Genomic DNA, 25,974 nt, shown 5'->3' with positions numbered 1-25,974 from the left:
TTTCATTGGTGGCGACGGACTATGGTGCGTTTACGATTGCCCCACTGCCTTGAACTGATGTCATAGTCGGCGTTGCACGCAGGGAGCTATGACGTCGGAGACAGAATTTGCCAAGTTACCGCCTTCGGTTTGTCGGTCAAACAAGCCTGCCCAAATCCATTTCACAAAACGAGATTGACGAAGACTTCAGCCTCAGCGACGCTGATGTTGAGGAAATCCGGTCGAACTTCCGTGGCATTGGCCGCCTCGGTGCTGCCATTCTGTTGGTAAGTCTGCGTGCCACTGGCCGATCTCTTGATTCGTTCACCGGCCTTCCTCGGCTGCTTCTTCAGTCGCTGTCCAAGAGGATTGGAGTCAACGCTGCAATGATACAGATTGCGTCGCTCAAAACGCTTTATTCCCGGCCAACTACGCGGTTTGAACACCAGCGTTGGGCGCGCAACTACGCTGGCTATAAGGCACTGGGTCAAGAAGATCAGCATAAAGTCACCGACGTCTTGGCCCACCTTTCCAAGTCAGCAGTATCGATACACGATTTGGTGAAGTCGGCCGAGGTGTGGCTGTTCGAAAACCAATATGTGTTACCGGGTGACCGCACCTTGCGGGACCAAGCTCGGCAAGCGTTTGCCGCCCAAGACGACGTCGCCATTGCAACGGTGCGCCAAAGTGTGCCACGTCGCAATTTAGACATCGTTATGTCCAGGATGTTTTCGAAGCGCAGGGGCCCAACTGGCGCGTCAGTGTTGGAATGGCTGCGAACCGCCCCCGCCAAGCACGGCCCAAGGACGCTGAATGAAACTATCCAAAAGGTGGCCTACCTCAAAACGCTGCAAGTCCATGAATGGGATCTGTCTGCCATTCCCCCTGCCCGCAGAGAGGCATACAGCCAGGCGGTAGTCAATCGTCCACCCTATGACACCGAACGCCTGGCACCTGATCGCAAGGCACTAGAGCTGTGCTGCTTTCTGCATACTCTGTTGTACGAGCTGACCGACGTGTCCGCGGACATCACCGGCAGAAGGCTAAATGACATTTACCGCTTTGCATCCAACCATGCCGAGAAACTGCAAGTCCGCAGATCCACCGACCTTCGCGCCGAGCGTGTGAAGCTCAAAGCTGTTCTCTATGATGGGAAATTATCCGACAAGCAAAAGGTAGCCGCAATAAAGGAGCTGATCACCAACGAGCCGCACACCGTCGAGGACAGTCGCGCATCTTTGGTGCGTCAATCACTTGTTGAGGATGAGTCGCACCGGATTTCTGCCTTGGTCAATGCCATGGGTGTGTTCGATGTACGGGGTGACGACAATAACACCGTACTCAAACAGGTCAAAATTCTGCGCGACCTGGTTGAGCGCCGGGTTGGTGAACTGCCTGGCGACTTTGACATCTCGCTGGCTGCGCCGAATTGGCGTGCGATGCTACAGTTACCGGACCGCAAGAAGGCATTGGCAGCGCTCAAGGCCTGTGTCATGTCCTCGGTACGCAAAGAGATCAAGGGCGGAAAACTGTGGCTTGCACACAGCCGCAAGCACCGGGATCGCGAAGAGCAGCTCATTCCAATCTCAGATTGGCAGGCCATGCGCGGCGGTTTCCTAAGCGCCATGAGCCTGACAGCTGATCCGGAAAAATACCTTGCCCGACTTTGTGAAAAAGTTCAGCACTCCCTCTCTGAACTCGCCACCGCCGTGGATGAAGGGCGTGTCACGATTGACGGACAAGGACATTTGCACATTCCGGCCATTGTTGCCTTGGACGTTGAGCCCGAAGTCGCCCGAACGCGGGATTCCATCTTTGAAATCATCGGCCCGGTTCAGCACGGGCAACTGCTGGTAGAAATTGACGCCAGGTCAGGTTTTAGCGAGGTGTTGCTGGGGCGCAAGGCGAAGACCGCACAGGAGTTGACGGCACTGTATGGTGCCCTGCTGGCACACGGGACGGACAACGACGCAAGGGGCGTGGCACAGATGATCCCTGGCGTGCAGGTGTCGCAAATAGCATCTGCCATGCGGGCGATGGAGAGCCAGGGGCGTTTGGCCAAGGCCAATGAACGGATTCTGGATTTTCAGCAATCCATGGACATCTCCAAGTTATGGGGCGACGGTGACAAGGCATCGGCCGATTCGATGACGATGGACACGTCGCGCCATTTACATGTGGCGCGTATGGAATATCGCCGCAAGCAACCAGGTATTGGTATCTATACGCATGTGCGGGACTCATATGGGCTGTTTTACAACCAGCCCATCGTTCTCAATGATCGGCAGGCTGCCAGCGCAGTCCACGGCGTGGAAAGCCATAACGCGACCCGACGGGAGGACCAAATCAAGTTGTCACTGCTGGCAGTCGACACCCACGGGTACACCAATGCGGCCATGTCGGTGGCAAAGTTTTTGCAGTTTGACCTCTGTGTGAGGTTGCGCCAAATCTCTGAGCGCATGCTGTACCTGCCGCCTTCCATCAAGCTGCCGGAGTCACTGGAGCGCTTGAGAACAGGAAAAGTCAGCCCTAAAAAGGTCAAAGTCGGCTGGGATACATTTCTGCGGTTTGTGGCATCGATTCGCGAGGGGCGGCTCACCGCCAGAGAAGGGCTGCAAAGGCTTGGCAGTGCAGCCAAGGGGGACAAGTTGCATTCCACCGCTGACGAGATTGGCAAACTGCTGCGCACCATTTTTCTGTGCGACTATTTCAGCAAACCAGAATTCCGCCGGGAGATGCATGCACTGCTGGATCGTGGCGAGTCTGTCCACCAGTTGCAGCGCGCTGTTCACCAGGGCCGCATAGGAACCCAACGTGGACGCAGGCGCGATGAGCTGTGGGCGATTTCTGGAGCCCATACGCTATTGACGAACGCCATCATTGCCTGGAACACCATGAAAATGCAGCAAGTGGTGGATGACTGGAAGGCCAGAAGACAACCCATTGACGATAACTGGGTGCGCCGCATGGGGCCTGTGCACTTTAGCCACATCAATTTCCGGGGAACCATTGCCTTCGAGCTAGAACGATTCCTGGATGACTTGTTGCAGCGCATGCCCACGACGAAAAAGAAAACCCAAGTCGCGCCGTTCTAGTAAGTTGTCCACATTTTGGCTGGCAGAAGCCCAACGTTGTGATCGGTGCTTAGCGTTACTATCTGCACGCAAACCGGCACCATCCAAAAAGCGGCACGTTGTAAGTTGTTGATTTTGAAGGACTGAGCATTGCTTACCGATACGATTTGCACGTAAACCGGCGCGTGTTTGTGGCGATCCAAAAGCGCACTTTTGTGGCTTTTTGAACGCGCTATTGGCGTTCTAAGCCATAAGCCACAAAACCCCCGGCACTAACCCAATTGCTCAATTAACCTATTAGGTTATAATTGCAGTATGGAAAAGGGCACCCCTCACTGCAAGCTGCCAGTCGTTCAGGCCTTGGTTGCCGCTGGAATGGTTCGTGCAACGGCAAGCGCCTTCAGCGGTGCGCGTGATTTGGGTATCAATGACCTGGCTGGGATGTGCGCAGTTGTCATGTCGCTCACATCCGCCGACTTCTACAAGAGCATGACAACCCATGCCGATCACCGAATTTGGCAGGACGTGTACCACACCAAGATAGCCAATAGTACCGATGTGTACTTGAAGCTGACCGTTATTGATGACGTTTTAATTGTTTCTTTCAAGGAGCTGTGACCATGAAATGCCCATGCTGCGGTGCCGCCGAACTGATCCACGACACCCGCGATATGCCCTATACCTACAAGGGCGAATCCGCCACCATACCAGCGGTGACGGGTGACTTTTGCCCGGCCTGCGGTGAGGTGGTACTGAACCGTGAACACGGTGACCGCTACAGCGAAATGCTGGGCCAGTTTCAGCGCCAGGTAAACGCGGCCTATGTCGATCCCGCCTACATTGCCACCATGCGCAAGCGGCTCGACCTAGACCAGCGCCAGGCAGCTGAAATATTCGGTGGTGGGGTCAATGCCTTTTCTCGTTACGAAAACGGCAAGACCAAGCCTCCGCTGGCCCTCGTTAAGTTGCTCAAGGTGCTTGAGCGTCACCCTGATCTGCTCAACGAAGTTAGAGCGGCCTAACTTCGATTGGGGGCGGTCATAGTTGCGTACACCCTACCTGCTGGAGATGAAGGTCCGCAATGGAGAAGATCGTAGACCGGCACTGCAGCGGTTGCGGGTACTGGCGAAAGGCGGGTTACTGGAAGTCCACCGGGGTGCCCGTCAGCAGGCGGTCGTAGACTTCATGTTTGCCGCGGAAGCGGTCAGTCACTGTCCGGCTAGTTGCACCCGCAGAGGGCCAGAAGCAGTCGGTCACATCTCGCTTTTGCAAGTCAGGTGCGCCGCGATTGCGTCCATTCAAATTGACCGAGGGGATAAGTGATGTGGCTCAACGATCTATATTTTTACCTCATCGTAACCGCATGATTTACAACAATAAAAAGGCGTGTTCAAATTTATAGCAGGTTACACCTGCTTACTTAGTTAGGCATCACCGCGCACTTGATGATGGCCGCTCTTGAAGCAGCAGCGCAATTCCAAGAGAGATGAAGATGACTCCACTTGCCTTACTCGTGAAGCGCTGAAACCTTGCTGGCACAAGCGATTGGGCTCGCGACCGCAGGTGTCTGATTCCAAACATGAGGGAGATGTCCCACCCAACTTGGAGCACTACAAACGTTCCTCCCAGAATGAAGAACTGGAACGCAACATCTCCCACGGATGGATCCACAAACTGTGGGACGAGCGATGCATAGAACAAGATGGCTTTTGGATTCGCGGTTTCAACAATGAAACCTTGGACGGCAGCTCCGGCAGCGCTCCTGCGGCTTGGCTGCACAGGCGGCGAGGCCAGGGTCGCAGGCGTGGCCCTAAGTGCAACTAAACCAAGATAGATGAGATAAGCGCAGCCGGTGATTTGGAGGAGCATGTAGGCAGTTGGCGAAGCTGCGATCAGTTGCGAGGCGCCCAATGCAAGCGCAACTGTTATCGCAAGTCCGCCTAAGCCCATACCAATGGCGTTGAAGGCGATCTCTCCACGCGTCGCTCGTGCGCCAACGGCCACCGCGTAGGCAAACGATGGGCCAGGAATGGCGAGAACCACTAGACTCGTAATCAGAAATGAGAGGTAGAGAGTGGTATTCATGGCTCGGTACCAAGGTGGATTTGTGTGATGCCTGCGTTGCTGACTTTAGCAGCTCCAGACTCAAGGGCAGCATTGGGTCGGGAACAGCCAGCCATCGTGGCGCCCCGAAAGTCAGGTTCCAGCCCATGGCGGGTGCCCACCTTGAAGAAATGATCACCCCAAAGCTGCCCGTCCGTCCCTGGTATCCATTGGCAGCTATGAGGCAAGCAGATCGCAAACCTCTGCACCCGCTTCCAGCCTGAAAGAGACGGTCAAAAACGCAGTCCAATTCGGTGTTTTTGCTAGGTTTAGGACCAGAAAAGTGCCCTGGTTTGCACTGGAATGAGGGCGGGGTTTGGAATTGGTGGCTCTGTTCTGTGGTTACGCACAAAGTCGAACCACACCCGTCAATTGCGTATCTTGGTTGAGATTTCGCACCGTTTTTGAAGAGGAAGCATCCCAAGTTGGGTGTAAAAAGGCTGCTTTAAATGCGTGCTATCGAGATAACGATTATTACCACGCTAGATTCAATTTAGTCATAAACTCAATAAATGCAAAAGTACGAGGTAGCCAGTTTGGCAAAAACAAAGGCTCTGTCACCTTATCGTGTTGGAATTTACTCCAATGTTGATGTTTCAGAGGGGCCGTTGGGTCTCACACGCGGTCTGGATATGGCATCCTTTATCAAGTCTTCAGGGACTCGTGACCATCCGCTCTCGTCGTAGAACCGGAACCACGCCAAGTAGACAGGGAGGTACTTCGTTGCAACTCCCTTAAAGGGTTTGAACCAGCTCTTCATGCGACTGTGCAGAGCGTTAACGTTCTGGATGTGATACGGCCCCAGCTTGTGAGTCCCCCTGGGGATTTGACGGATAACAATTCCCAAGTTCTTGGCTGCGGTTTTATACGAACTTGCTGAGTCCGATACCAAGACCGTATCTTTGGACAGGAGCGGCCCCAAAGAAGAAGTAATCGAGGAAGCACTTGGTACACCAGGTAACACAGACATGAAGCTTGTGCGGGAGCCGCGGGATACGGCTGTAAGTACAGGAATCTGCTCTTTGGAGATTCCTCGCTTGCCCGCCGGCATAGCGCGCTTATGGGCTGTTCGAGGCATTCCTTTCTTGAGACCCTTAAACGACTCCCGAAAGAAGGCTTCATCGACCTCTGCCACTCCCTCTAATGCTTCGGGTTGATGCGCGCTATTTGGCGGCATCAGTCGGTGTCGCCAACGAAACACCACATTGCGGTGCAGTCCGAGTTGCTCAGCAGTCTCTCGCACGCTCAAACCGACCTTCATGCACTGGGCGTACTCCAGCAGCAGACTTTTATGCCAGAGGCCGTTTAACGGGGAACCCGTGAGCCCGGTGAAGCTCTTGAAGCACTTCTTGCACCGGTATCGCTGCTCCCCGGACGCAGTAGTCCCCCACCGCTGGAACGCATTACCTTGGCAGTGAGGGCATTGCCCCTCACGTTCCACATGCGCAGTTACGAGCTCCCGCACGGCAGTTTGCTGGGCGAGCTTGCTTACGGTCTCGTCCAGTTGACGCAATTGATGGGGGCTGAGGGACTCTAAGGACTCCACCAACCGCTGGAAATCTCGGCGGCGCATAGCGCCAAAGTGTACTCACCAACACGATAAGGTGACAGAGCCAAAACAAATGGCCCAGAAATCGATGGATTTCCGGGAACGGCTGAGCTTGCCGCCCTGCGCGCTTGGTACTCAGGAATGTCCACCCGGGATGCTGTTGACCAGTATCTGGGTGACCAACGGCTTTCGGGGCAGTCTTCACGATCTCAAATAGGGAACATCCGCAGGAAGCTGGCGACCCTTGCAAGGCTTCGTAGACGCGAGGATCTTGCCAGTGCCTTTGAGCATTCCGAACAGAAACGCATCCAGCACAGCCGCGCGGCTGTTGCCGCCATTGAACTGCTGCGCACCATTACCCCGCCAGCGCCGCAAATCACCGACGATATCGGTTTGTGGCTGTCTGAGCGCTCGGTGCGGTCCTTGAAAGCCCATGGCATCGACACCCTGGCCGACCTAACTGTGCGCGTACCGCGCCGGCGGCGCTGGTGGGTGGCTGTACCTGGGCTGGGAGTGACTGGTGCCCGGCAGATTGAGGCCTTCTTTTCCCAGCACCCGCAGCTTGTTGAGCGCGCTCGTGCCCTGATCGTTCGCAATGCCCAGCAGGAAGTGCAGCCCTGGGAGATGCTCGTGGTGCCCGGTGAGGTGGATGGTTCCCGTGGGACCTTTCGTGCGCCACCTGAGAGTTGCACGCTGAATTCTGCCAATGACTACGAAGCTGTCCAGGCTTGGCTGTCCTTGCACGAGGCGGCCGCCACCCAGCGTGCTTACAGAAAAGAGGCCGAGCGACTGATCCTGTGGGCCATCGTCGAACGCGGCAAAGCACTATCTTCCCTGAACACGGAAGACGCCATTGCTTACCGGGCGTTTCTGCGGCACCCGACACCGGCCAGGCGGTGGATTGGCCCACCCCAGGCGCGAACATCACCGGACTGGAAACCCTTTGTGGGCGGTTTGGCACCCCGCTCTGTGGCTTATGCCTTGGCGGTCCTTGGTGCCATGTTTCGCTGGCTCATGGAGCAGCGCTATGTGTTGGCCAACCCATTCTCTGGGGTCAAAGTGCGTGGTGCTTCGCACGCGGCACCTATGGATACGGGGCGGGTGTTCTCTGAAGGGGAATGGGCCATCATCCGTGCGGTGGCCGACGGGCTGGAATGGACCTATGGTTGGCAGGTACCGGCGGCGCAGCGTTTGCGCTTTGTGCTGGACTTTGCATATGCCACGGGACTGCGGGTCAGCGAGCTGGTCGGCGCCAAACTGGGACAAATCGAAGTCGATTCGCATGGCGACCACTGGATCAAATTGGTTGGAAAGGGCAGCAAGTCGGGCAAAGTTGCACTGCCGCCGCTGGTGCGCTCCGCGTTGGACCACTCGCTGATGCAACGGGGTTTGCCCATTACGCCAGCGCATTGGAAGCCTTCCACCCCCTTGATTGCCGACCTGGGCGACCCAGACGGAAAATCGGGCATCACCGCCACCAGGGTCTGGAGCCTTATGAAACGATTCTTCACCACGGTAGCGACTGCAATCGAAAAGGAGGCACCTGCCACTGCGGAAAAGCTGCGCAAAGCCAGTCCGCATTGGATGAGGCACACGCACGCCACGCATGCTTTGGCGCGCGGTGCCGAACTGACCACCGTGCGCGACAATTTGCGCCACGCGTCGGTGGCCACAACGTCGATCTACCTGCACACCGATGAGGTCAAACGGGCTAGGCAGATGGGTGATGCGTTTGGGGCGCGGTCATAAAGGGATGGGCAGGATAGCGCGTTCTTTTAGCTCTGCTTTATTCCATTGACGGAATATTCCATGGAGGCTATACTTGTCGCATGATTTGGGATGTTGAGTACACAGACGAATTCGGCGAGTGGTGGAACGGTCTGTCTGAAGATGAACAAGAGTCTCTGGATGCATCCGTGCGCTTGCTGGAGGATCGAGGCCCGAATTTGGGGTTTCCTCACAGCAGCGGGATTAACGGATCGAAACACAGCCATATGCGTGAATTGCGCACGCAGCACGATGGGCGACCGTATCGAACTCTATATGCGTTTGACCCTAGACGGTCGGCCATCCTGCTGATCGGAGGCGATAAGACTGGGGACGACCGGTGGTATGACGTACACATCCCGATTGCGGACGGACTCTACGATGAACACATAGAGCAACTTCGGAAGGAAGGACTGATAAATGGCAAACAAATTCTCTGACTTGCGCTCGCGCATGGCGCCCCAGGCCCAAGCGAGGGCAGCGGTTAAGGCACAAGCGATGCTTGCCGAAATGCCACTCAACGAATTACGGCAAGCCCGTGGCCTGTCCCAAAAGATGCTGGCCGAGGTGTTGCACGTCCAGCAGCCATCTATCGCCAAAATGGAAAAACGCACGGACATGTATCTATCAACGCTGCGCAGTCACATTGAAGCGATGGGTGGGCAGTTGGACGTGATTGCGCGCTTTCCGGATGGCGCGGTCAAAATAAGCAACTTTGGTGACCTTGGGTCCGCTGCGGTAGCGTGACTTTTCCGGGTGCCACGTCCTGCCCCCCAATTTGCTAGATGGGGTTCCACGCCCAAACCGGCGGAAATTTCAGACGGCTGCCAAAACAGGATGAATTTGAGTGATGCATGTGGGCATGCGTAGTTAACGCGGCACGGTGATTGCCCCCGACTGGATGCCTTGGGCAATATGCGCCAACAGTTGGACAAAGCGATCAAGCTCCGGGTGCGCCTCGCACAGGACGTTCATCTCTTCTTTCTGCGCCGACTGCATCAATTGTTGAAACAGCTCCATATAGGGGGCCATCTGGGCCAACAACTCCAACTGGTTGCCATTGTCGGTGCGTTCAAACTCACGCATTTTGGCATCCAGCAATTGGGCGATGGCCAGGCGCTCGTCGCGATTCTTGTCTTGCGGTGCCTGGGCACCTCTAGGCGTTAACTCCAAGGGGTCTTTTCGGGGGTCCAGACAGTCCACATGGTCACGGCACACCCAGGTCAGCAAAGCGTCGGGGTCCTGCGTCTGTTTCTGGATGACCTTGACCGCTTTTTGGTACTGCAAATCGTTGGTACGGGAGTTTTGCAGACGGGGCCAATGCTCACGCAAGCCAGCCAAGCGGTCGGCCTCAAACTCCGCGCGAAAGGCTGTCACCGTCGCATCGGGTGCAAGGGCCAAGAAAAAATACTGCTTGCTGGCCAGCATATGGGACAACACCTGCTTGACCAAGGGGTTGTTGGGATTGAGCAGCACGCTGTAGGTGGCAAAACCATAGAACTCAAAGAAGAGCTGAACTACTTCAAAGTCTGCATTGCCCACCAGGGTGTGGCCGAAATTGAAGCCCAAGGCCATGGCTTCCTTCGGCATGGCCTTGGGTGGACGCAGTGCCAACAGGCCCATCGGCTCTTGGCGCTCCTCCACCATGCCCAATGCAAAGCAGGGTGCCTTGGCCGCCCAAAGGTCTTCGGCAAACTGACGGTGAAGCGTTAACCTTGGCAGTAGATGCTGGACATTCATAGGCGCGGTATGTAGGTAGCTCGGACGAATTGCGGACGCAGTTTAAGCCAAGTTAATTTCCGCCATTGGTGACTCGATTGGGAGGCCACATTGTCCATTGTTGCCATAAAAACCAAGGGTAAACCCTTGCACCTTACCGTTACTATTTGCACCTAAACCGAGATTACCCCTTATGGGCTGTTCGAGGCATTCCTTTCTTGAGACCCTTAAACGACTCCCGAAAGAAGGCTTCATCGACCTCTGCCACTCCCTCTAATGCTTCGGGTTGATGCGCGCTATTTGGCGGCATCAGTCGGTGTCGCCAACGAAACACCACATTGCGGTGCAGTCCGAGTTGCTCAGCAGTCTCTCGCACGCTCAAACCGACCTTCATGCACTGGGCGTACTCCAGCAGCAGACTTTTATGCCAGAGGCCGTTTAACGGGGAACCCGTGAGCCCGGTGAAGCTCTTGAAGCACTTCTTGCACCGGTATCGCTGCTCCCCGGACGCAGTAGTCCCCCACCGCTGGAACGCATTACCTTGGCAGTGAGGGCATTGCCCCTCACGTTCCACATGCGCAGTTACGAGCTCCCGCACGGCAGTTTGCTGGGCGAGCTTGCTTACGGTCTCGTCCAGTTGACGCAATTGATGGGGGCTGAGGGACTCTAAGGACTCCACCAACCGCTGGAAATCTCGGCGGCGCATAGCGCCAAAGTGTACTGCTAATTCTGATGTGCCTGAAACCACTGAAGAATTCTTTTCAAAAGAGTCACCATCCCGCTGACGAATCGCCATTTAGATTGGTCTAGTCTTGAAGCGCATTCAATACAGTACGTCAAAGCGCCACGACCGCCTGCGCAAGCCACAACTCTCGTTTGGCCCGAATAGACGGCGGTCCGAAGTCCACGAGTAGGCCCTTCACAATCCGCGTCTGGCATAGCGGCATGCTCCATATTCTGATTCAGACGATCCGCTGTAACCTGTCTTGATGACTAAAAGGGGAGCAGAGTACGGAACCGCCTGGGACGCACACCACCATCTGGTTTAGACAAGCCAGCTCGTCAGTTACAGGACAATCTATCTTTCATATCCGTCGCATCTGAAGCAATTTGAGTTACTCAGTAATGCCTGATAGCTAGGTCAGTGAGCGTGAAGGGCACGACAACCGCACCTCTTCAATCCTTAATCACAGCCGTTGTTGAGATGGCAGTGAGCGTAGCAACGGGTCTGGAAGGTTGCATCGCAGAGTCCTCACCGATATGTTGGGAGGTGCCATAGGAGCATTTGAAATGAACCGAATTACCAATGTGCTGGCCTGCGAATAGGTTTCTTTTTGGTAGGGACAACATCGGGCAGCAATGCGGCTTGAAGATGCTCATCCGAGATGGACTCGATGGTCCAATCTGCTCGAGCCGCCAATGAACCACTTCGCCTTCTTTGGGGTTGATTAGCAGCAATGACTGGATGGCGTGGCATGACAACGCCGATCATGATGCTCGGAAAATCCTGTCGCACTGCTTCCAGTAGGGGCTCAGTGTCACTGTCGTTGGAAACCAGAATCACACGGTCGACCAATCCCTTGGCAACATCGCGGTACATGCCGAGAGCGATATTCACATCCGTCTGCTTCTCTTCGATTTTCCAAACCCTGGTGCGCACATTTCGATCGTAGGCTGCGCTCTCTACGAAGGTGGGCAACAGTGTTCCTTTGTCATCCGTGGAATGCGTACCGTAGGTGATACCGAACCGGTCACCATGTCGATGCTGAAGTGCCCGGTGATAGGCACCCTGTGCTTGTACGGAAGCTTCGCAATGGGTGGAAAAGCGAGCAGCTGCGAAGGCGGTGAACAAGTTGACACGCGTTAAGACCTCGTTTTGGTCCCGGCGCTTCAACAAGTGTTCAAAAAAAGTGACGAGGTCAAGCCACTTGAATGTGGTTCCGCGGAGGCGTCCGTAATACAGGTTGTAGCCATCGACATACACCCCAGTACGTCGAGGGGAGGCGTTCTTTTGCTCCACTTTTGCGCTTGTCTCCAGATGTGAAAAAGCCGCCCACAGGGAGCGGCTTTTTCGTCCCAGGAGGGAGCCAACTGAATGACACCTCTAAGGATGAGTAGTGAGTCGATTATCTCAAAAATATTTACGTTGTCAACAAATGTGGACTCCATGCGGTCGTGCTTCCATGACCCATAGGACTATAGATCCCCACATTGATGACCCACGGCTGGATTGATTTACGCACTTATCCATGGGGAAAGTACACAGGTCTGTTGATAACCCATCTGAACGTAGCCCAGATCGTTAAAGCATGCGGCCTTCGAGACGTTGCTTAAACTTTTAGCATCGTCAACGTGATCGAAAGATCCCAAGGTTTCAGGTCCTTTGGCTGATCTTTTTCTGCATCCAGCCGATCTCCAGAATCTTCATGATCTCCGCCACCTGATATGCGTTTTTCGGGTCCTGTGACTGGACCCAATCTGCAAGTTCATACCGTTTTTCTCTGGCGTCCCAAGCGGACATCAGCACCTTTGTCCAAAACTCATCTTGCGCCGCACCTCTGCGTTGGATGTTTTGCTGCACATGCTTGATGGTGGTAACAAGGTCACGGGGCCATCCCGCCCGTGGCATCCATTCATGAAACAGGTGGACTTCGTGGATGCGCAGTTGCAATTCGTCGTCCCTGCAAAATTCACTTCAAGCCACCCCCCAGCGCCGATCTGAGCCTTGCAGTCGGTTGAGGCCGATGATTTTGGCCAATTTCTCAAACAAGCCCGTCAAACCGCTCACCTGCAGCAGGCACAACAAAAGGCCCAGGCCTTTCCGGGCGATCATCCGCAGCAGCCAGCGGATGTTGTAGCCCGCCGCGCACAGCACCGCGTGCAGTGCATCGCCTGCTGAGCCTTTGAGGTGGCAGCGGTCCATGCGGTGATCCGCTTTGAGGTGCCCGATGATCGGCTCGATCGCTTGGCGCCGTTTGAGCAGTCTGCGCTCTTCATCGGTCAACCGCTTGTCCTTGCCCCGGTGTTTGATCTCAATGTCCGGGTTGTCTTTGTCCACACCCCGGTAGCCCAAGTCTGCGTACACCACCTCGGGCTTGACCCCCAAGCCTTGCATCAGGATAGCGCTTTGCTCGATCTGCTCGTGCATGGTGTGCCCGTCATACGGGTTACCGGGAAAGCTCCTGGCTCCCACGATCAAATTGCCCTTGAGCGTCATGGCCAGACCCACCTTCACGCCGAACTCGTACGGATTGCGGCTCTTGCCTTTTGAGATGCACTCCACCTCGGGCGCATGCCAGCTGTAGAGCTTGGCGCGGTTGTCCACTGCCTTGCGACTGCCGGTCTGCGTGACCAAGCGTTTGGCCTTGTCCAAGGTCTGGCCCAAGGTCTCTTGTATGGCTTGGCTGAGCGTGGTCATCTTGCGAGCCACCTCGCGCTGCAGCCGTCCAACGATGGTGCGCTGGCGTTTGATGGCTTTGCGCATGCGCTTGAACTGGCGGGCATGGGCATAGCGCCCAGCCTTGTAGCCCAGCAGTTGGCCTTCTTTGGCGTAGGTCTGTTTGAGCTCGATGCCATTGGCTTTGGCCAACTCGACCACCTTGGATCGGGCGGTCTCCAGCAGCTTGCTGTCGGTGGGATGTGCCACAGCTTTTTCTTGCACCGTGGAGTCCACGATCATGCGGGTCAATTCTTTCTTGGCAATCAGCTTGAGGGTGACCGCCACTTCCATGGTGCGGGCCAGCAGTTCTTCCACGCCTTCTTCGCCCAGAGCTTTACGAAAGCGCCCCAGTTGTGTCGGGTCGCACGGCCACTGGTGTTCAAAGTATTCGTTGCCAGAAAAGTACTGCCAAGTGGGGGTCTCACCCCAGCGCTGGATCACGTCCTCGTCGCTCTCATTGAACGCATGCTTGAGGTACAGCAAGGCAACCATTAACCGGGTGGGCAGACGGGGACGGCCGGCATTGGAGACGCCGCCACCGGCAACGGCCGAGACCGGACCAAACAAGTCCAAGTCTTCTATCTTCTTGCCAGACTTGACCTGGCGTGCCCAGCGCTGGACGAGGGAGGCTTCGATCTCTTGCCAAGGCATGCGGTTAGCAAGCACCGCCAGAGGGTGGCGCAAATCGATCATCTGATCCAGGCGGTTGCGGAAAAAGTCATCGGTCATGGCGCTGCTTTCAAAAACTCCCAGAAAACAGACTCCATTGAATATCTATTTGAGAGTTCTGACCATCCGGAATCACCCCAGATCACAAGCGTTCATGCGGGTTGCAGGGGTTTTGCAGGGACAACTCCTTAGGTGTTATTCAGTGCGGACTAGGTAGTCGGCCCCGCAAAAACTCCTCAACCCCAACACCCTCAAACCGATGGAGCGAAACAACTTACGAAAACAGGCTGACAATCCAAAATAAATGCGAAAACTAGCCTGAAAACCGTTGTTGTCGCTCAGTTCTTATGCGAGAGAACCCAACAATCTCCCCAACAGTCCGCCAGCCGTCTTTATCGAGCACCTAGTGAAATTCCGGATCTCGCGGTTGTAATAATTCCCGCAAACGGGAGGCCCTGGATCGAACCGTGCCAATAGGCACGTTCAGAAAATCTGCAGTTTGCTGATAAGTCAAATCGTATACGAATATCGACTCAAACGTCATTCTAAGGGATGGTGACATTGTTTCGACCTCTGCCTGAACCTGGCGCAAGCGCTCAGTTGCAATTAAATTATCCATAAAACTCATATCAACATGCTGCAGCTCAATATCTTCTTCATCCATTTGCACCTCTCTTCCGCAGAATCGGCTCGTGGACATGCTTGCCCTATGACTTCGCCCCAAGTTGGCGGCAACACCAAATATCCAAGTTTCAGGATTCGATCTGCCCTCATATCGTGAAGCAGACTTGATCACCTCGACAAAGACATCCTGAACAAGATCTTCCACAAGGAATGGGTCCCGTTCGAAGCGCCGTAAGAATCGCTGTAACTTCGAATACTTAGTAATCGCAATATTGACAATCGCATCAACATTAACTTCCTGACCTGTAACGAAAGTATCATCGTTTTTCATTTTACACCTCTCCGCGGTGAGCATGTAGTAGAGATACCTTGACGCTACCAAGCACAAGCGTGGCGAAGATGGCGAGATCGAGCGTGAGTAGAGGTCATTGCAAATCCTTTATTGAGTACGTCAGACGAATTTGATTTCAGTGAGCGTTGGCAACTGTCGATTAATAAATTCACTTTGATCAGTAGCTTTACTAAGTGACACTGTGAATTCATCCAAGACGAATGGTGGCGCCGCAGGAACCGAATCAAGCTGTTTAATTTGCTCCATTGCCGGGCGAGTCGATTGCATGAGCAAATTACACAAAGATTGGCGTTATCGACGAGATAAAATAACAAAGCCAAGCCGTTCGGTTTCCCTTGGGTAAAAAGTTGGTGAATACGTTCACTCGCGCAGGCTTCAGCAAATTCACGACTAGTTATGTGTGTCGGACTCTCCGACCTTGGTGAAAGGCGGGTAATGCCCGACTTGGAGGCTGTGCTCAACACCCCGTCTTCAAGGCGCAAAGCAAGAATTTGGCTAGGCTCGTTTCGCCCAAGGATGAGCTCTGGTCGTGTTGTGTTAACTGTTCTAGACATATTTACTTGGTAAATAGCAAGACATATTTTTCTGATCTGTGTCTTTTTCAAACAATTTATGAAATTGCTGCAATCATTAAATTGGTTAATCGACTCGAGGCATTGATATACGTTACTTTGTTAGTTAGTAACGAATTTGATTTTTTCGGCTTTAGCCGAAAGGGGGTGTGTGAGTCTTTAACTCTGGCGGCAATCCACCCCCTAGTCCAGACTTGTTGCTGCATCCTTAATGTAGTAACTTGTTCATCTACTTGATATGAGTAGTCTTTCTTCGCAGCACTAACGCTCTCAACTGAGAGCGAAGGCTTTGGGAGATACTGCCATTTAGTTATTTCAAGGCTTGAACTACTACTTCCCAAGCTGGCACGCTGTGCTGTCGGTGCTAGGCGTCGAGATAATGATTCAATAATCAGTGTCTGATGATTTTCGGCATGTACTATAGATGCACCAAGAATCCACAAAACTGTTACGGAACATTTCATATAGGCTCCTAAACTTTGTTTGATATTGTTTCATTCATACCGTCTCATTCCTTTCATATCCTTGCGGTATGCTATTTAAGGTGTGCTTCAAAATTGCGGGTTTCGGCTAACACAGACGTGATCGTTTCTCCGTAAGGATTTCGAGATTTATCGTTCGGCACGATGGAGTGGCGGCAGGCTCGTCGACCTGCAACGGGTCAGCCTTGCTGAGGCATCAGGGGGCCAAAACCCAGCATCGTCAGCCAATGCGGGTGCTCCTCACCCGTCAAGAGCTGGCGAGTACTTTTGCAAATCGGCTTAGGCACACGGCTACGCAGGAACGTGCGGTATTTGAGGAAGAACTTAAGTAGTCGTCCCTGCAAAATTCACTTCAAGCCACCCCCCAGCGCCGATCTGAGCCTTGCAGTCGGTTGAGGCCGATGATTTTGGCCAATTTCTCAAACAAGCCCGTCAAACCGCTCACCTGCAGCAGGCACAACAAAAGGCCCAGGCCTTTCCGGGCGATCATCCGCAGCAGCCAGCGGATGTTGTAGCCCGCCGCGCACAGCACCGCGTGCAGTGCATCGCCTGCTGAGCCTTTGAGGTGGCAGCGGTCCATGCGGTGATCCGCTTTGAGGTGCCCGATGATCGGCTCGATCGCTTGGCGCCGTTTGAGCAGTCTGCGCTCTTCATCGGTCAACCGCTTGTCCTTGCCCCGGTGTTTGATCTCAATGTCCGGGTTGTCTTTGTCCACACCCCGGTAGCCCAAGTCTGCGTACACCACCTCGGGCTTGACCCCCAAGCCTTGCATCAGGATAGCGCTTTGCTCGATCTGCTCGTGCATGGTGTGCCCGTCATACGGGTTACCGGGAAAGCTCCTGGCTCCCACGATCAAATTGCCCTTGAGCGTCATGGCCAGACCCACCTTCACGCCGAACTCGTACGGATTGCGGCTCTTGCCTTTTGAGATGCACTCCACCTCGGGCGCATGCCAGCTGTAGAGCTTGGCGCGGTTGTCCACTGCCTTGCGACTGCCGGTCTGCGTGACCAAGCGTTTGGCCTTGTCCAAGGTCTGGCCCAAGGTCTCTTGTATGGCTTGGCTGAGCGTGGTCATCTTGCGAGCCACCTCGCGCTGCAGCCGTCCAACGATGGTGCGCTGGCGTTTGATGGCTTTGCGCATGCGCTTGAACTGGCGGGCATGGGCATAGCGCCCAGCCTTGTAGCCCAGCAGTTGGCCTTCTTTGGCGTAGGTCTGTTTGAGCTCGATGCCATTGGCTTTGGCCAACTCGACCACCTTGGATCGGGCGGTCTCCAGCAGCTTGCTGTCGGTGGGATGTGCCACAGCTTTTTCTTGCACCGTGGAGTCCACGATCATGCGGGTCAATTCTTTCTTGGCAATCAGCTTGAGGGTGACCGCCACTTCCATGGTGCGGGCCAGCAGTTCTTCCACGCCTTCTTCGCCCAGAGCTTTACGAAAGCGCCCCAGTTGTGTCGGGTCGCACGGCCACTGGTGTTCAAAGTATTCGTTGCCAGAAAAGTACTGCCAAGTGGGGGTCTCACCCCAGCGCTGGATCACGTCCTCGTCGCTCTCATTGAACGCATGCTTGAGGTACAGCAAGGCAACCATTAACCGGGTGCGTATTTCGGCGAAGATGAACGGCGATTCCGGGATCGTGAACATGGATTCCGGCCAATATGAACGCAGCGGCAGTGAGGAACTGATATTGCGCTCTTTTATTTTAGGCCGAGGTGGTTTTTCGGCAGAGTGACTCCTTGTCAGGTTGGTTGATTGGGGCTTTTCTTAATCAACCCGCCGCGGACTCAGCGTTGGCGGTTTTGCCTTTTCCGGGTGCAGGTTTCTTTCGCAACGACTCACCCGTGATCGTGAAGCGATGATGGTTCTCCATTAACCGGTCCAGCATCGCATCGGCCACTGTCGGGTCACCAATCCACTCGTGCCAATGCTCAATGGGCAACTGACTGGTAATGATCGTGGCCCGACTTGATGTCCTGTCATCAATGATCTCCAGCAAGTCCGCCCGGCTCTGGCTGTCCAGCGCAGCCATGCCCCAGTCATCGAGCAGCAGGACATCGGTTTTGCGGATCTGATCGAGCCACTTGCCAAACGTGCCGTTGGCATGGCGGATACGCAATTCCTCCCCCAGTCGTGGCACCCGCTGGTAGTGGGCACTGAAGCCCCGCCGGCACGCATGTTGGGCCAACGCACAGGCCAGCCAGGATTTACCCGCCCCGGTCGGCCCCGTAATCAGCACAGCATGTCCGCTTTGCACCCACCCGCCCAGGGCCAGACTCATCACTGCACTGCGTTGAATGCCGCGCCCGGCGCGGCTGTCAATGTCTTCGATAGCCGCTTGCGGATACTTCAGCCTAGCCTGTTTCAACAGGCGGGTTTGGCGCTTGTCATTGCGCCAGTGCACCTCCCTGTCTACCAATAGCGCCAACCGCTCTTCAAAGCTCATGGCCGCCACGCCTGCTTGACTGAGCTGCTCCTGCAGCCCCGTGGCCAAGCCCTCCAGCCTCAATTCACGCAGTTGGGCTAATGTCGTATTCATCATCATGGGGGTCTCTCCATTCGTCTCTATTGGTAATAGCCAGGCCCGCGCACGTGAGCATGTGCCGGGCTGCTCCACTCGGGGGCCTCGGTCTTAAGCAACTGATCCCCGCGGTTGACCAGGATGTCGCGGATATGGCTGTATTTGCAGGTGCCCAACTGCAGCGCCATCAAGCTCGCCGCTTCCAGCCTGGCATGGCCGTATCGGCGCCCCAGGGAGAGCAAACCCAAGCAGGCCCGGTAGGCATGTTCAGGGTGGCGCTGGCGCTCCAGCATCTTGCTCACTACCCCGGCCGTGGCCACGCCGATTTGCTCGCCCCAGGCCAGAAGCCGCTCCGGACTCCACTGTGCATGCGCCCGGTGTGCCTCTGGCATGTGTTCATCCGTCGTGGTGAAGCCGCCCCGGCGAGCGCTTCTGAGGTGGCTGCACACCCGCTGGCCCCGGTTCAGAATCTCCAGTGTGGTGCGGGTCACCCGCAGCTCCAGCGTCTGGCCCACCAGTGCATGTGGAACGCTATAGCGGTGGCCTTCAAACTCGACGTGATAGTCAATGTGTACTTTGACCGTCTTGAATACCGCAAGCTCAAACGGTTCAGGCGGCAGGGCCATCAATGCTGGCACATCCAGGGCGGTAAACGCGCTTGCCCGGCATCCGGGTAGCTTCTGAAACGGTTTGTTGTTCAGATACTCCAGCAAAGGGGCAATGGCTGCGTTGACCTCAGTGACGCTAAGAAACGATTGATGCCGCAGTCGCGCCAATATCCAGCGCTCAACAATCTGGACCGTGGACTCGACTTTGGCCTTGTCCTGCGGGTGGTAGGCACGCGCAGGTAGTACGCTGCAGCCGTAATGGCATGCAAAGTCCAGCACGGTGTCAGTAGCTCGGGGCTCGTAACGGCTGACCTGCGCAATCACTGCGCGCGGGTTGTCCGGCACGATTAGCTGCGGCACTCCACCATAGAAGGTCAGCGCCTTGACACACCCCTCCAGCCAATCTGCCGTGGTCTGTGCAGGTGTCGCCCACGCGAAGGCGTAACCTGAGGCGCCCAAGGCGGCCACGAAGATATTGGCTTTACCACCCTCGGCCAGCACAATGGTCGGGCCAGCGTAGTCAATGAACAGTTTTTCTCCGGCGCGATGCACTTGGCGCATTGAGCGCTTCAGTGTCTTGGCAAACCGGCGGTAGTGCTCGCAGAATTGGGTGTACTGGTAAGGCCTGACCTGGGTGTCTTCGGCCCACTTGGCGCAGTATTCTTGCCACAGCAGCATCAACGTAACGCCTTTGCCGCGCAGCTCCAAGTGCACCCGTGCGTAGTCAGGCGCAACAAAGACAACGGGCTCACTTTGCTGGCCCCGCAATTTGCGGTGTAACTCTCCCTCATCCAAGGTTTCTATGGCACTCCAATCCAGTCCTGCTGCAAGAGCCTGACGGATGTATTTGGAGATGACGCCTTTGGACAGTCCCAGGGCTTGGGATATCTGATCGTAGGGTAGCCTGCACTCCAGGCTCAATCTCAATGTTTCTTTAACTTTGCGCATCGCGATCTTTCGGGCGGGCATCCGGCCTCCTGTCAAAAATCAGGCAGCCTACCCGCCAGGGTGGTCTCATTTGCGCAACTTCAGTCCCCACTTCTATGCAGGCATACGCCTGCGCCACATTCGCTGTTCACGACTCCGAAATCAACGTTCACGATGCCGAAATCCTTAGCTGCAAGCTATCAAAACGCCCGTTCACGTTGCCCGAAATGGCTGTTCACGTTCGTCCGAAATACCCAATCTGTGTTTGCCGCCGGTTGATGAAAACAAACATGTGTCCGGCCAGCACATCCACTTCAAACCCCTGGCGTGCCAGAGCGTACAAGCCGTCGTAGGACTGGCGCATATCGGCAGCTTGGCCATACAGGAACACGCGAATGCGGCCCTCGGGAAAGAACATTACCGGCGTACCAGATGCAAACTCATGCCCGAGCCGAGTTCGATGCGTAACCCCATGGCTCCATTGCCGCTGCCGTGCACTCCAGCAAGGTCGCCCAGATCAACGAACGCCGCCTTCGGCACGGTGGTGGGGGCTACCTTGTTCGTTCGCAGCGGGGACGCGATTCCCCTCTGTTTATTCCTAAGCGTGCGTCGGCGAGCAAGGCTGCTGCGACTGATGCCTTCGCGGCTGCAAAATTTATCTAGTCGTCCCTGCAAAATTCACTTCAAGCCACCCCCCAGCGCCGATCTGAGCCTTGCAGTCGGTTGAGGCCGATGATTTTGGCCAATTTCTCAAACAAGCCCGTCAAACCGCTCACCTGCAGCAGGCACAACAAAAGGCCCAGGCCTTTCCGGGCGATCATCCGCAGCAGCCAGCGGATGTTGTAGCCCGCCGCGCACAGCACCGCGTGCAGTGCATCGCCTGCTGAGCCTTTGAGGTGGCAGCGGTCCATGCGGTGATCCGCTTTGAGGTGCCCGATGATCGGCTCGATCGCTTGGCGCCGTTTGAGCAGTCTGCGCTCTTCATCGGTCAACCGCTTGTCCTTGCCCCGGTGTTTGATCTCAATGTCCGGGTTGTCTTTGTCCACACCCCGGTAGCCCAAGTCTGCGTACACCACCTCGGGCTTGACCCCCAAGCCTTGCATCAGGATAGCGCTTTGCTCGATCTGCTCGTGCATGGTGTGCCCGTCATACGGGTTACCGGGAAAGCTCCTGGCTCCCACGATCAAATTGCCCTTGAGCGTCATGGCCAGACCCACCTTCACGCCGAACTCGTACGGATTGCGGCTCTTGCCTTTTGAGATGCACTCCACCTCGGGCGCATGCCAGCTGTAGAGCTTGGCGCGGTTGTCCACTGCCTTGCGACTGCCGGTCTGCGTGACCAAGCGTTTGGCCTTGTCCAAGGTCTGGCCCAAGGTCTCTTGTATGGCTTGGCTGAGCGTGGTCATCTTGCGAGCCACCTCGCGCTGCAGCCGTCCAACGATGGTGCGCTGGCGTTTGATGGCTTTGCGCATGCGCTTGAACTGGCGGGCATGGGCATAGCGCCCAGCCTTGTAGCCCAGCAGTTGGCCTTCTTTGGCGTAGGTCTGTTTGAGCTCGATGCCATTGGCTTTGGCCAACTCGACCACCTTGGATCGGGCGGTCTCCAGCAGCTTGCTGTCGGTGGGATGTGCCACAGCTTTTTCTTGCACCGTGGAGTCCACGATCATGCGGGTCAATTCTTTCTTGGCAATCAGCTTGAGGGTGACCGCCACTTCCATGGTGCGGGCCAGCAGTTCTTCCACGCCTTCTTCGCCCAGAGCTTTACGAAAGCGCCCCAGTTGTGTCGGGTCGCACGGCCACTGGTGTTCAAAGTATTCGTTGCCAGAAAAGTACTGCCAAGTGGGGGTCTCACCCCAGCGCTGGATCACGTCCTCGTCGCTCTCATTGAACGCATGCTTGAGGTACAGCAAGGCAACCATTAACCGGGTGGGCAGACGGGGACGGCCGGCATTGGAGACGCCGCCACCGGCAACGGCCGAGACCGGACCAAACAAGTCCAAGTCTTCTATCTTCTTGCCAGACTTGACCTGGCGTGCCCAGCGCTGGACGAGGGAGGCTTCGATCTCTTGCCAAGGCATGCGGTTAGCAAGCACCGCCAGAGGGTGGCGCAAATCGATCATCTGATCCAGGCGGTTGCGGAAAAAGTCATCGGTCATGGCGCTGCTTTCAAAAACTCCCAGAAAACAGACTCCATTGAATATCTATTTGAGAGTTCTGACCATCCGGAATCACCCCAGATCACAAGCGTTCATGCGGGTTGCAGGGGTTTTGCAGGGACAACTATCTATCGTCAATCCAGCGCGGTCAAAACGATCCAGTACCTCAGCCCAAGTCTGTTCACTCAACACTGCACGCCTGAGCACGCTCTGCGTCTCTTCCATATCCGACCCCGTCCTGTTTGTTGATCAGGGCGCATTCTTTGGTACCTGCAATCAGTTCGCAAGAACGCCGGACAGTGACCGGTTACCTGGCAGGTTCAGCTTCATTCACCTGGGTCTATGACTATGGCGACTTCTGGGCCCATAAGGTCAAACTGGAGCGCATCGTGGATCTGGGTGTGCCACTGGAAACGGCAATGTGCATCACCGGTGCAAACGCCTGCCCACCAGAGGACATTGGCGGTGCACCAGGCTATGAAGAATTCCTGGAAGCCATCCGTGACCCACAGCACCCGGAACACCAGTCCATGATGGATCACTGTGGTGGGAAATTCGATCCCCGTGAGTTTGACCCGATGCAAGCTCAGGAACGCCTGGACGTCATCAGCATCTGATTGCCGGCGCCGTCAAGTACGGTAGTCACCGAGCTATTACACATCAAGCGTTGGACGGCCAAGAGAAAGACGGCCCTGGTCCTGGGCCCCATTCAAGGTAAGGCCACAATTTCAGAGGCCACGCGGGCCTACGACCTCAACCCATCTGAGGTTGAACAGTGGGTCGATGAAGACAAGCGCGGCATGGAGAACGCTCTGCGCAGCAAGCCACAGGGATTTGGCATGCTATACGCCGGCGACTGTTATCAGAAACAGCCTTTGGGCAAGACTGTTCTTGGACAGGTGTACTGCCAACTTAACCCGGATCTGCCCACGAGGGGTGACGAGCTACTGCAAACACCCTTCAGAAACCCTTTGGCATAGGTCAGCAAGTCAGCTCGATGACATTAACTTGTTACCGGACGCTTATCCGCCCCCAGCAATTTAACAGTGAGTGCATCCAAGTAGCCACATAGTCGTTCGGCATTTAATTGCTTTTCAAAACGTACGACTCGCATAGGTATGTGGCTATGTTTCTTAAACTGTTCGAGGGAAAGGGACGTCAGACCAATTACATCGGGGCCTTTCATTCCAAATTCATCTTCAATTGCCTGCGCTAACCTAAACCCATCAACCAGTTCTGAGTCAATATTCATGACTAACAGATCAGGCTGAAAAGCAAGGATCAAATCGATCGCTTGTGTTGCAGGATTCACAATGGCAAGCTCAACACAATGACCCATACGCCTCAAAATGGCTTTAAACGATGCTATTTGCACATGATCGTCTTCAAGCAAGAGGATGCGTAGAGTTAGTCTGCCGGTAACGCCTGCTAAACCTTTTTTGCGTGAGTCAAGCAGTTGTTCCACACTGCTACGAAAGATCCTGCGGTGACCACCAGGGGTAATCCATCCAGCCAACTCACCTTTAGTGGCCATCTTCTGAACAGAGGTGGTTGACAAACCTAAAATAATTGCTGCCTGTTGAGTCGTTAATACGTCGCGTTTTTCGGTCATAGCACAAGCTTTGGAGATTAGTGTAAAACAGCCTGTCAGGAGACACTGTTGATTCACAGATCACTTTTGCTGCATGTAATTTAATGAAATATCTTTAAAAAAACAAACAAAAGCGTTAGTTCATTTCTTTAGTCGTCCCTGCAAAATTCACTTCAAGCCACCCCCCAGCGCCGATCTGAGCCTTGCAGTCGGTTGAGGCCGATGATTTTGGCCAATTTCTCAAACAAGCCCGTCAAACCGCTCACCTGCAGCAGGCACAACAAAAGGCCCAGGCCTTTCCGGGCGATCATCCGCAGCAGCCAGCGGATGTTGTAGCCCGCCGCGCACAGCACCGCGTGCAGTGCATCGCCTGCTGAGCCTTTGAGGTGGCAGCGGTCCATGCGGTGATCCGCTTTGAGGTGCCCGATGATCGGCTCGATCGCTTGGCGCCGTTTGAGCAGTCTGCGCTCTTCATCGGTCAACCGCTTGTCCTTGCCCCGGTGTTTGATCTCAATGTCCGGGTTGTCTTTGTCCACACCCCGGTAGCCCAAGTCTGCGTACACCACCTCGGGCTTGACCCCCAAGCCTTGCATCAGGATAGCGCTTTGCTCGATCTGCTCGTGCATGGTGTGCCCGTCATACGGGTTACCGGGAAAGCTCCTGGCTCCCACGATCAAATTGCCCTTGAGCGTCATGGCCAGACCCACCTTCACGCCGAACTCGTACGGATTGCGGCTCTTGCCTTTTGAGATGCACTCCACCTCGGGCGCATGCCAGCTGTAGAGCTTGGCGCGGTTGTCCACTGCCTTGCGACTGCCGGTCTGCGTGACCAAGCGTTTGGCCTTGTCCAAGGTCTGGCCCAAGGTCTCTTGTATGGCTTGGCTGAGCGTGGTCATCTTGCGAGCCACCTCGCGCTGCAGCCGTCCAACGATGGTGCGCTGGCGTTTGATGGCTTTGCGCATGCGCTTGAACTGGCGGGCATGGGCATAGCGCCCAGCCTTGTAGCCCAGCAGTTGGCCTTCTTTGGCGTAGGTCTGTTTGAGCTCGATGCCATTGGCTTTGGCCAACTCGACCACCTTGGATCGGGCGGTCTCCAGCAGCTTGCTGTCGGTGGGATGTGCCACAGCTTTTTCTTGCACCGTGGAGTCCACGATCATGCGGGTCAATTCTTTCTTGGCAATCAGCTTGAGGGTGACCGCCACTTCCATGGTGCGGGCCAGCAGTTCTTCCACGCCTTCTTCGCCCAGAGCTTTACGAAAGCGCCCCAGTTGTGTCGGGTCGCACGGCCACTGGTGTTCAAAGTATTCGTTGCCAGAAAAGTACTGCCAAGTGGGGGTCTCACCCCAGCGCTGGATCACGTCCTCGTCGCTCTCATTGAACGCATGCTTGAGGTACAGCAAGGCAACCATTAACCGGGTGGGCAGACGGGGACGGCCGGCATTGGAGACGCCGCCACCGGCAACGGCCGAGACCGGACCAAACAAGTCCAAGTCTTCTATCTTCTTGCCAGACTTGACCTGGCGTGCCCAGCGCTGGACGAGGGAGGCTTCGATCTCTTGCCAAGGCATGCGGTTAGCAAGCACCGCCAGAGGGTGGCGCAAATCGATCATCTGATCCAGGCGGTTGCGGAAAAAGTCATCGGTCATGGCGCTGCTTTCAAAAACTCCCAGAAAACAGACTCCATTGAATATCTATTTGAGAGTTCTGACCATCCGGAATCACCCCAGATCACAAGCGTTCATGCGGGTTGCAGGGGTTTTGCAGGGACAACAAATTACAGCACCATGTTTAAGTTTCATGACATGGACTTCGTGATTAAAAAATCCACCCTGGCCGCTACTTCGCGT

General features: G+C 55.3%; 22 protein-coding genes and 2 pseudogenes. 8 read left to right on the top strand and 16 right to left on the bottom strand.

Features of this window, described 5'->3' with window-relative positions; translation table 11 throughout:
- Positions 1–107: 107 nt before the first annotated feature.
- The 3 genes from RAE21_RS18930 to RAE21_RS18920 all read left to right on the top strand — a co-directional run bounded on the left by RAE21_RS18930 (position 108) and on the right by RAE21_RS18920 (position 4,075).
- Positions 108–3,074: a Tn3 family transposase gene (locus tag RAE21_RS18930; protein WP_313882757.1), complete on the top strand. Its 2,967-nt coding sequence runs from the start codon at positions 108–110 to the stop codon at positions 3,072–3,074.
- Between the two features lie 294 nt (positions 3,075–3,368).
- Positions 3,369–3,671 (top strand): type II toxin-antitoxin system MqsR family toxin, encoded by a 303-nt coding sequence (locus RAE21_RS18925; protein ID WP_313882756.1) that lies wholly within the window; start codon positions 3,369–3,371, stop codon positions 3,669–3,671.
- 2 nt (positions 3,672–3,673) lie between these two features.
- Positions 3,674–4,075, top strand: coding sequence for a type II toxin-antitoxin system MqsA family antitoxin (locus RAE21_RS18920; protein WP_313876341.1), 402 nt, complete (start codon positions 3,674–3,676; stop codon positions 4,073–4,075).
- Between the two features lie 409 nt (positions 4,076–4,484).
- Here RAE21_RS18920 and RAE21_RS18915 read toward each other — a convergent pair whose 3' ends face one another.
- Positions 4,485–5,138, bottom strand: a complete 654-nt coding sequence (locus RAE21_RS18915; protein ID WP_313882755.1) for a LysE family translocator — start codon at positions 5,136–5,138, stop codon at positions 4,485–4,487.
- Between the two features lie 595 nt (positions 5,139–5,733).
- Entirely contained in the window at positions 5,734–6,729 is a 996-nt protein-coding gene (locus RAE21_RS18910) for an IS1595 family transposase (protein ID WP_313882754.1), read from the bottom strand.
- Between the two features lie 60 nt (positions 6,730–6,789).
- On the opposite strand from RAE21_RS18910, the gene RAE21_RS18905 reads away from it, so the two are divergent.
- The 3 genes from RAE21_RS18905 to RAE21_RS18895 all read left to right on the top strand — a co-directional run bounded on the left by RAE21_RS18905 (position 6,790) and on the right by RAE21_RS18895 (position 9,219).
- Positions 6,790–8,454, top strand: coding sequence for a site-specific integrase (locus RAE21_RS18905; protein ID WP_313882797.1), 1,665 nt, complete (start codon positions 6,790–6,792; stop codon positions 8,452–8,454).
- An 80-nt stretch (positions 8,455–8,534) separates the two neighbouring features.
- Positions 8,535–8,912 carry a type II toxin-antitoxin system RelE/ParE family toxin gene (locus RAE21_RS18900; RefSeq protein WP_313876344.1) on the top strand — a complete coding sequence of 126 codons (378 nt, stop codon included), beginning with the start codon at positions 8,535–8,537 and terminating at the stop codon, positions 8,910–8,912.
- Positions 8,893–9,219, top strand: a complete 327-nt coding sequence (locus RAE21_RS18895) for an XRE family transcriptional regulator (protein ID WP_313876345.1) — start codon at positions 8,893–8,895, stop codon at positions 9,217–9,219. The genes RAE21_RS18900 and RAE21_RS18895 overlap by 20 nt, the downstream gene beginning before the upstream one ends.
- 123 nt (positions 9,220–9,342) lie before the next feature.
- Here RAE21_RS18895 and RAE21_RS18890 read toward each other — a convergent pair whose 3' ends face one another.
- The 12 genes and pseudogenes from RAE21_RS18890 to RAE21_RS18835 form a co-directional block, all read right to left on the bottom strand.
- Complete coding sequence (locus RAE21_RS18890) at positions 9,343–10,212, bottom strand: hypothetical protein (RefSeq protein WP_313882753.1); 870 nt, start codon at positions 10,210–10,212, stop codon at positions 9,343–9,345.
- 169 nt (positions 10,213–10,381) lie between these two features.
- Positions 10,382–10,897 (bottom strand): annotated as a pseudogene (locus tag RAE21_RS18885) (transposase); the annotation flags it as partial.
- Between the two features lie 594 nt (positions 10,898–11,491).
- A complete protein-coding gene (locus tag RAE21_RS18880) occupies positions 11,492–12,211 on the bottom strand; it encodes an NYN domain-containing protein (RefSeq protein WP_313882752.1) in 720 nt (239 codons plus the stop codon).
- 354 nt (positions 12,212–12,565) lie between these two features.
- Positions 12,566–12,862: a hypothetical protein gene (locus tag RAE21_RS18875; protein ID WP_313882751.1), complete on the bottom strand. Its 297-nt coding sequence runs from the start codon at positions 12,860–12,862 to the stop codon at positions 12,566–12,568.
- 24 nt (positions 12,863–12,886) lie between these two features.
- Complete coding sequence (locus RAE21_RS18870) at positions 12,887–14,359, bottom strand: IS5 family transposase (RefSeq protein ID WP_313880209.1); 1,473 nt, start codon at positions 14,357–14,359, stop codon at positions 12,887–12,889.
- A gap of 343 nt (positions 14,360–14,702) precedes the next feature.
- On the bottom strand, positions 14,703–15,254 hold the full coding sequence (locus tag RAE21_RS18865; protein ID WP_313882750.1) for an RNA polymerase sigma factor: 552 nt from the start codon (positions 15,252–15,254) through the stop codon (positions 14,703–14,705).
- Positions 15,255–15,885: 631 nt separating this feature from the next.
- Complete coding sequence (locus tag RAE21_RS18860; protein ID WP_313882749.1) at positions 15,886–16,311, bottom strand: hypothetical protein; 426 nt, start codon at positions 16,309–16,311, stop codon at positions 15,886–15,888.
- A gap of 370 nt (positions 16,312–16,681) precedes the next feature.
- Positions 16,682–17,923: pseudogene (locus RAE21_RS18855) on the bottom strand (IS5 family transposase); the annotation flags it as partial.
- 172 nt (positions 17,924–18,095) lie between these two features.
- Complete coding sequence (gene istB / locus RAE21_RS18850; RefSeq protein ID WP_313881564.1) at positions 18,096–18,869, bottom strand: IS21-like element helper ATPase IstB; 774 nt, start codon at positions 18,867–18,869, stop codon at positions 18,096–18,098.
- A 20-nt stretch (positions 18,870–18,889) separates the two neighbouring features.
- Positions 18,890–20,422: an IS21 family transposase gene (istA, locus tag RAE21_RS18845; protein ID WP_313881606.1), complete on the bottom strand. Its 1,533-nt coding sequence runs from the start codon at positions 20,420–20,422 to the stop codon at positions 18,890–18,892.
- 193 nt (positions 20,423–20,615) lie between these two features.
- Positions 20,616–20,798, bottom strand: coding sequence for an IS66 family insertion sequence element accessory protein TnpB (gene tnpB / locus RAE21_RS18840; protein WP_313882748.1), 183 nt, complete (start codon positions 20,796–20,798; stop codon positions 20,616–20,618).
- A 265-nt stretch (positions 20,799–21,063) separates the two neighbouring features.
- Positions 21,064–22,536 carry an IS5 family transposase gene (locus tag RAE21_RS18835; protein ID WP_313880209.1) on the bottom strand — a complete coding sequence of 491 codons (1,473 nt, stop codon included), beginning with the start codon at positions 22,534–22,536 and terminating at the stop codon, positions 21,064–21,066.
- 242 nt (positions 22,537–22,778) lie between these two features.
- Here RAE21_RS18835 and RAE21_RS18830 point away from each other — a divergent pair, with 242 nt between their 5' ends.
- Both RAE21_RS18830 and RAE21_RS18825 read left to right on the top strand, forming a co-directional pair.
- Positions 22,779–23,153, top strand: coding sequence for a plasmid pRiA4b ORF-3 family protein (locus tag RAE21_RS18830; RefSeq protein ID WP_346432778.1), 375 nt, complete (start codon positions 22,779–22,781; stop codon positions 23,151–23,153).
- A gap of 42 nt (positions 23,154–23,195) precedes the next feature.
- Complete coding sequence (locus RAE21_RS18825) at positions 23,196–23,516, top strand: DUF1153 domain-containing protein (protein WP_313882796.1); 321 nt, start codon at positions 23,196–23,198, stop codon at positions 23,514–23,516.
- Between the two features lie 23 nt (positions 23,517–23,539).
- Here the strand turns inward: RAE21_RS18825 and RAE21_RS18820 are convergent, their stop codons facing one another.
- The gene (locus tag RAE21_RS18820) at positions 23,540–24,148 is read right to left on the bottom strand and encodes a helix-turn-helix domain-containing protein (RefSeq protein ID WP_313882746.1); all 609 of its coding nucleotides are present in this window, start codon (positions 24,146–24,148) and stop codon (positions 23,540–23,542) included.
- Between the two features lie 152 nt (positions 24,149–24,300).
- Positions 24,301–25,773, bottom strand: coding sequence for an IS5 family transposase (locus RAE21_RS18815; protein WP_313880209.1), 1,473 nt, complete (start codon positions 25,771–25,773; stop codon positions 24,301–24,303).
- Positions 25,774–25,974 lie beyond the last annotated feature (201 nt).

The sequence above is a fragment of the Rhodoferax potami genome, assembly GCF_032193765.1.
Lineage (GTDB): Bacteria > Pseudomonadota > Gammaproteobacteria > Burkholderiales > Burkholderiaceae_C > Allorhodoferax > Allorhodoferax potami.
This window is presented reverse-complemented; position numbering and strand designations above follow the sequence as displayed.

Coding starts and splice junctions, on each gene's coding strand:
- RAE21_RS18860 (WP_313882749.1), bottom strand. CDS start 16,311: ATGAAATGTTCCGTAACAGTTTTGTGGATTCTTGGTGCATCTATAGTA.
- istA (WP_313881606.1), bottom strand. CDS start 20,422: ATGCCCGCCCGAAAGATCGCGATGCGCAAAGTTAAAGAAACATTGAGA.
- RAE21_RS18915 (WP_313882755.1), bottom strand. CDS start 5,138: ATGAATACCACTCTCTACCTCTCATTTCTGATTACGAGTCTAGTGGTT.
- RAE21_RS18890 (WP_313882753.1), bottom strand. CDS start 10,212: ATGAATGTCCAGCATCTACTGCCAAGGTTAACGCTTCACCGTCAGTTT.
- RAE21_RS18920 (WP_313876341.1), top strand. CDS start 3,674: ATGAAATGCCCATGCTGCGGTGCCGCCGAACTGATCCACGACACCCGC.
- RAE21_RS18870 (WP_313880209.1), bottom strand. CDS start 14,359: ATGACCGATGACTTTTTCCGCAACCGCCTGGATCAGATGATCGATTTG.
- istB (WP_313881564.1), bottom strand. CDS start 18,869: ATGATGATGAATACGACATTAGCCCAACTGCGTGAATTGAGGCTGGAG.
- RAE21_RS18900 (WP_313876344.1), top strand. CDS start 8,535: ATGATTTGGGATGTTGAGTACACAGACGAATTCGGCGAGTGGTGGAAC.
- RAE21_RS18925 (WP_313882756.1), top strand. CDS start 3,369: ATGGAAAAGGGCACCCCTCACTGCAAGCTGCCAGTCGTTCAGGCCTTG.
- RAE21_RS18815 (WP_313880209.1), bottom strand. CDS start 25,773: ATGACCGATGACTTTTTCCGCAACCGCCTGGATCAGATGATCGATTTG.
- RAE21_RS18820 (WP_313882746.1), bottom strand. CDS start 24,148: ATGACCGAAAAACGCGACGTATTAACGACTCAACAGGCAGCAATTATT.
- RAE21_RS18910 (WP_313882754.1), bottom strand. CDS start 6,729: ATGCGCCGCCGAGATTTCCAGCGGTTGGTGGAGTCCTTAGAGTCCCTC.
- tnpB (WP_313882748.1), bottom strand. CDS start 20,798: ATGTTCTTTCCCGAGGGCCGCATTCGCGTGTTCCTGTATGGCCAAGCT.
- RAE21_RS18895 (WP_313876345.1), top strand. CDS start 8,893: ATGGCAAACAAATTCTCTGACTTGCGCTCGCGCATGGCGCCCCAGGCC.
- RAE21_RS18865 (WP_313882750.1), bottom strand. CDS start 15,254: ATGAAAAACGATGATACTTTCGTTACAGGTCAGGAAGTTAATGTTGAT.
- RAE21_RS18835 (WP_313880209.1), bottom strand. CDS start 22,536: ATGACCGATGACTTTTTCCGCAACCGCCTGGATCAGATGATCGATTTG.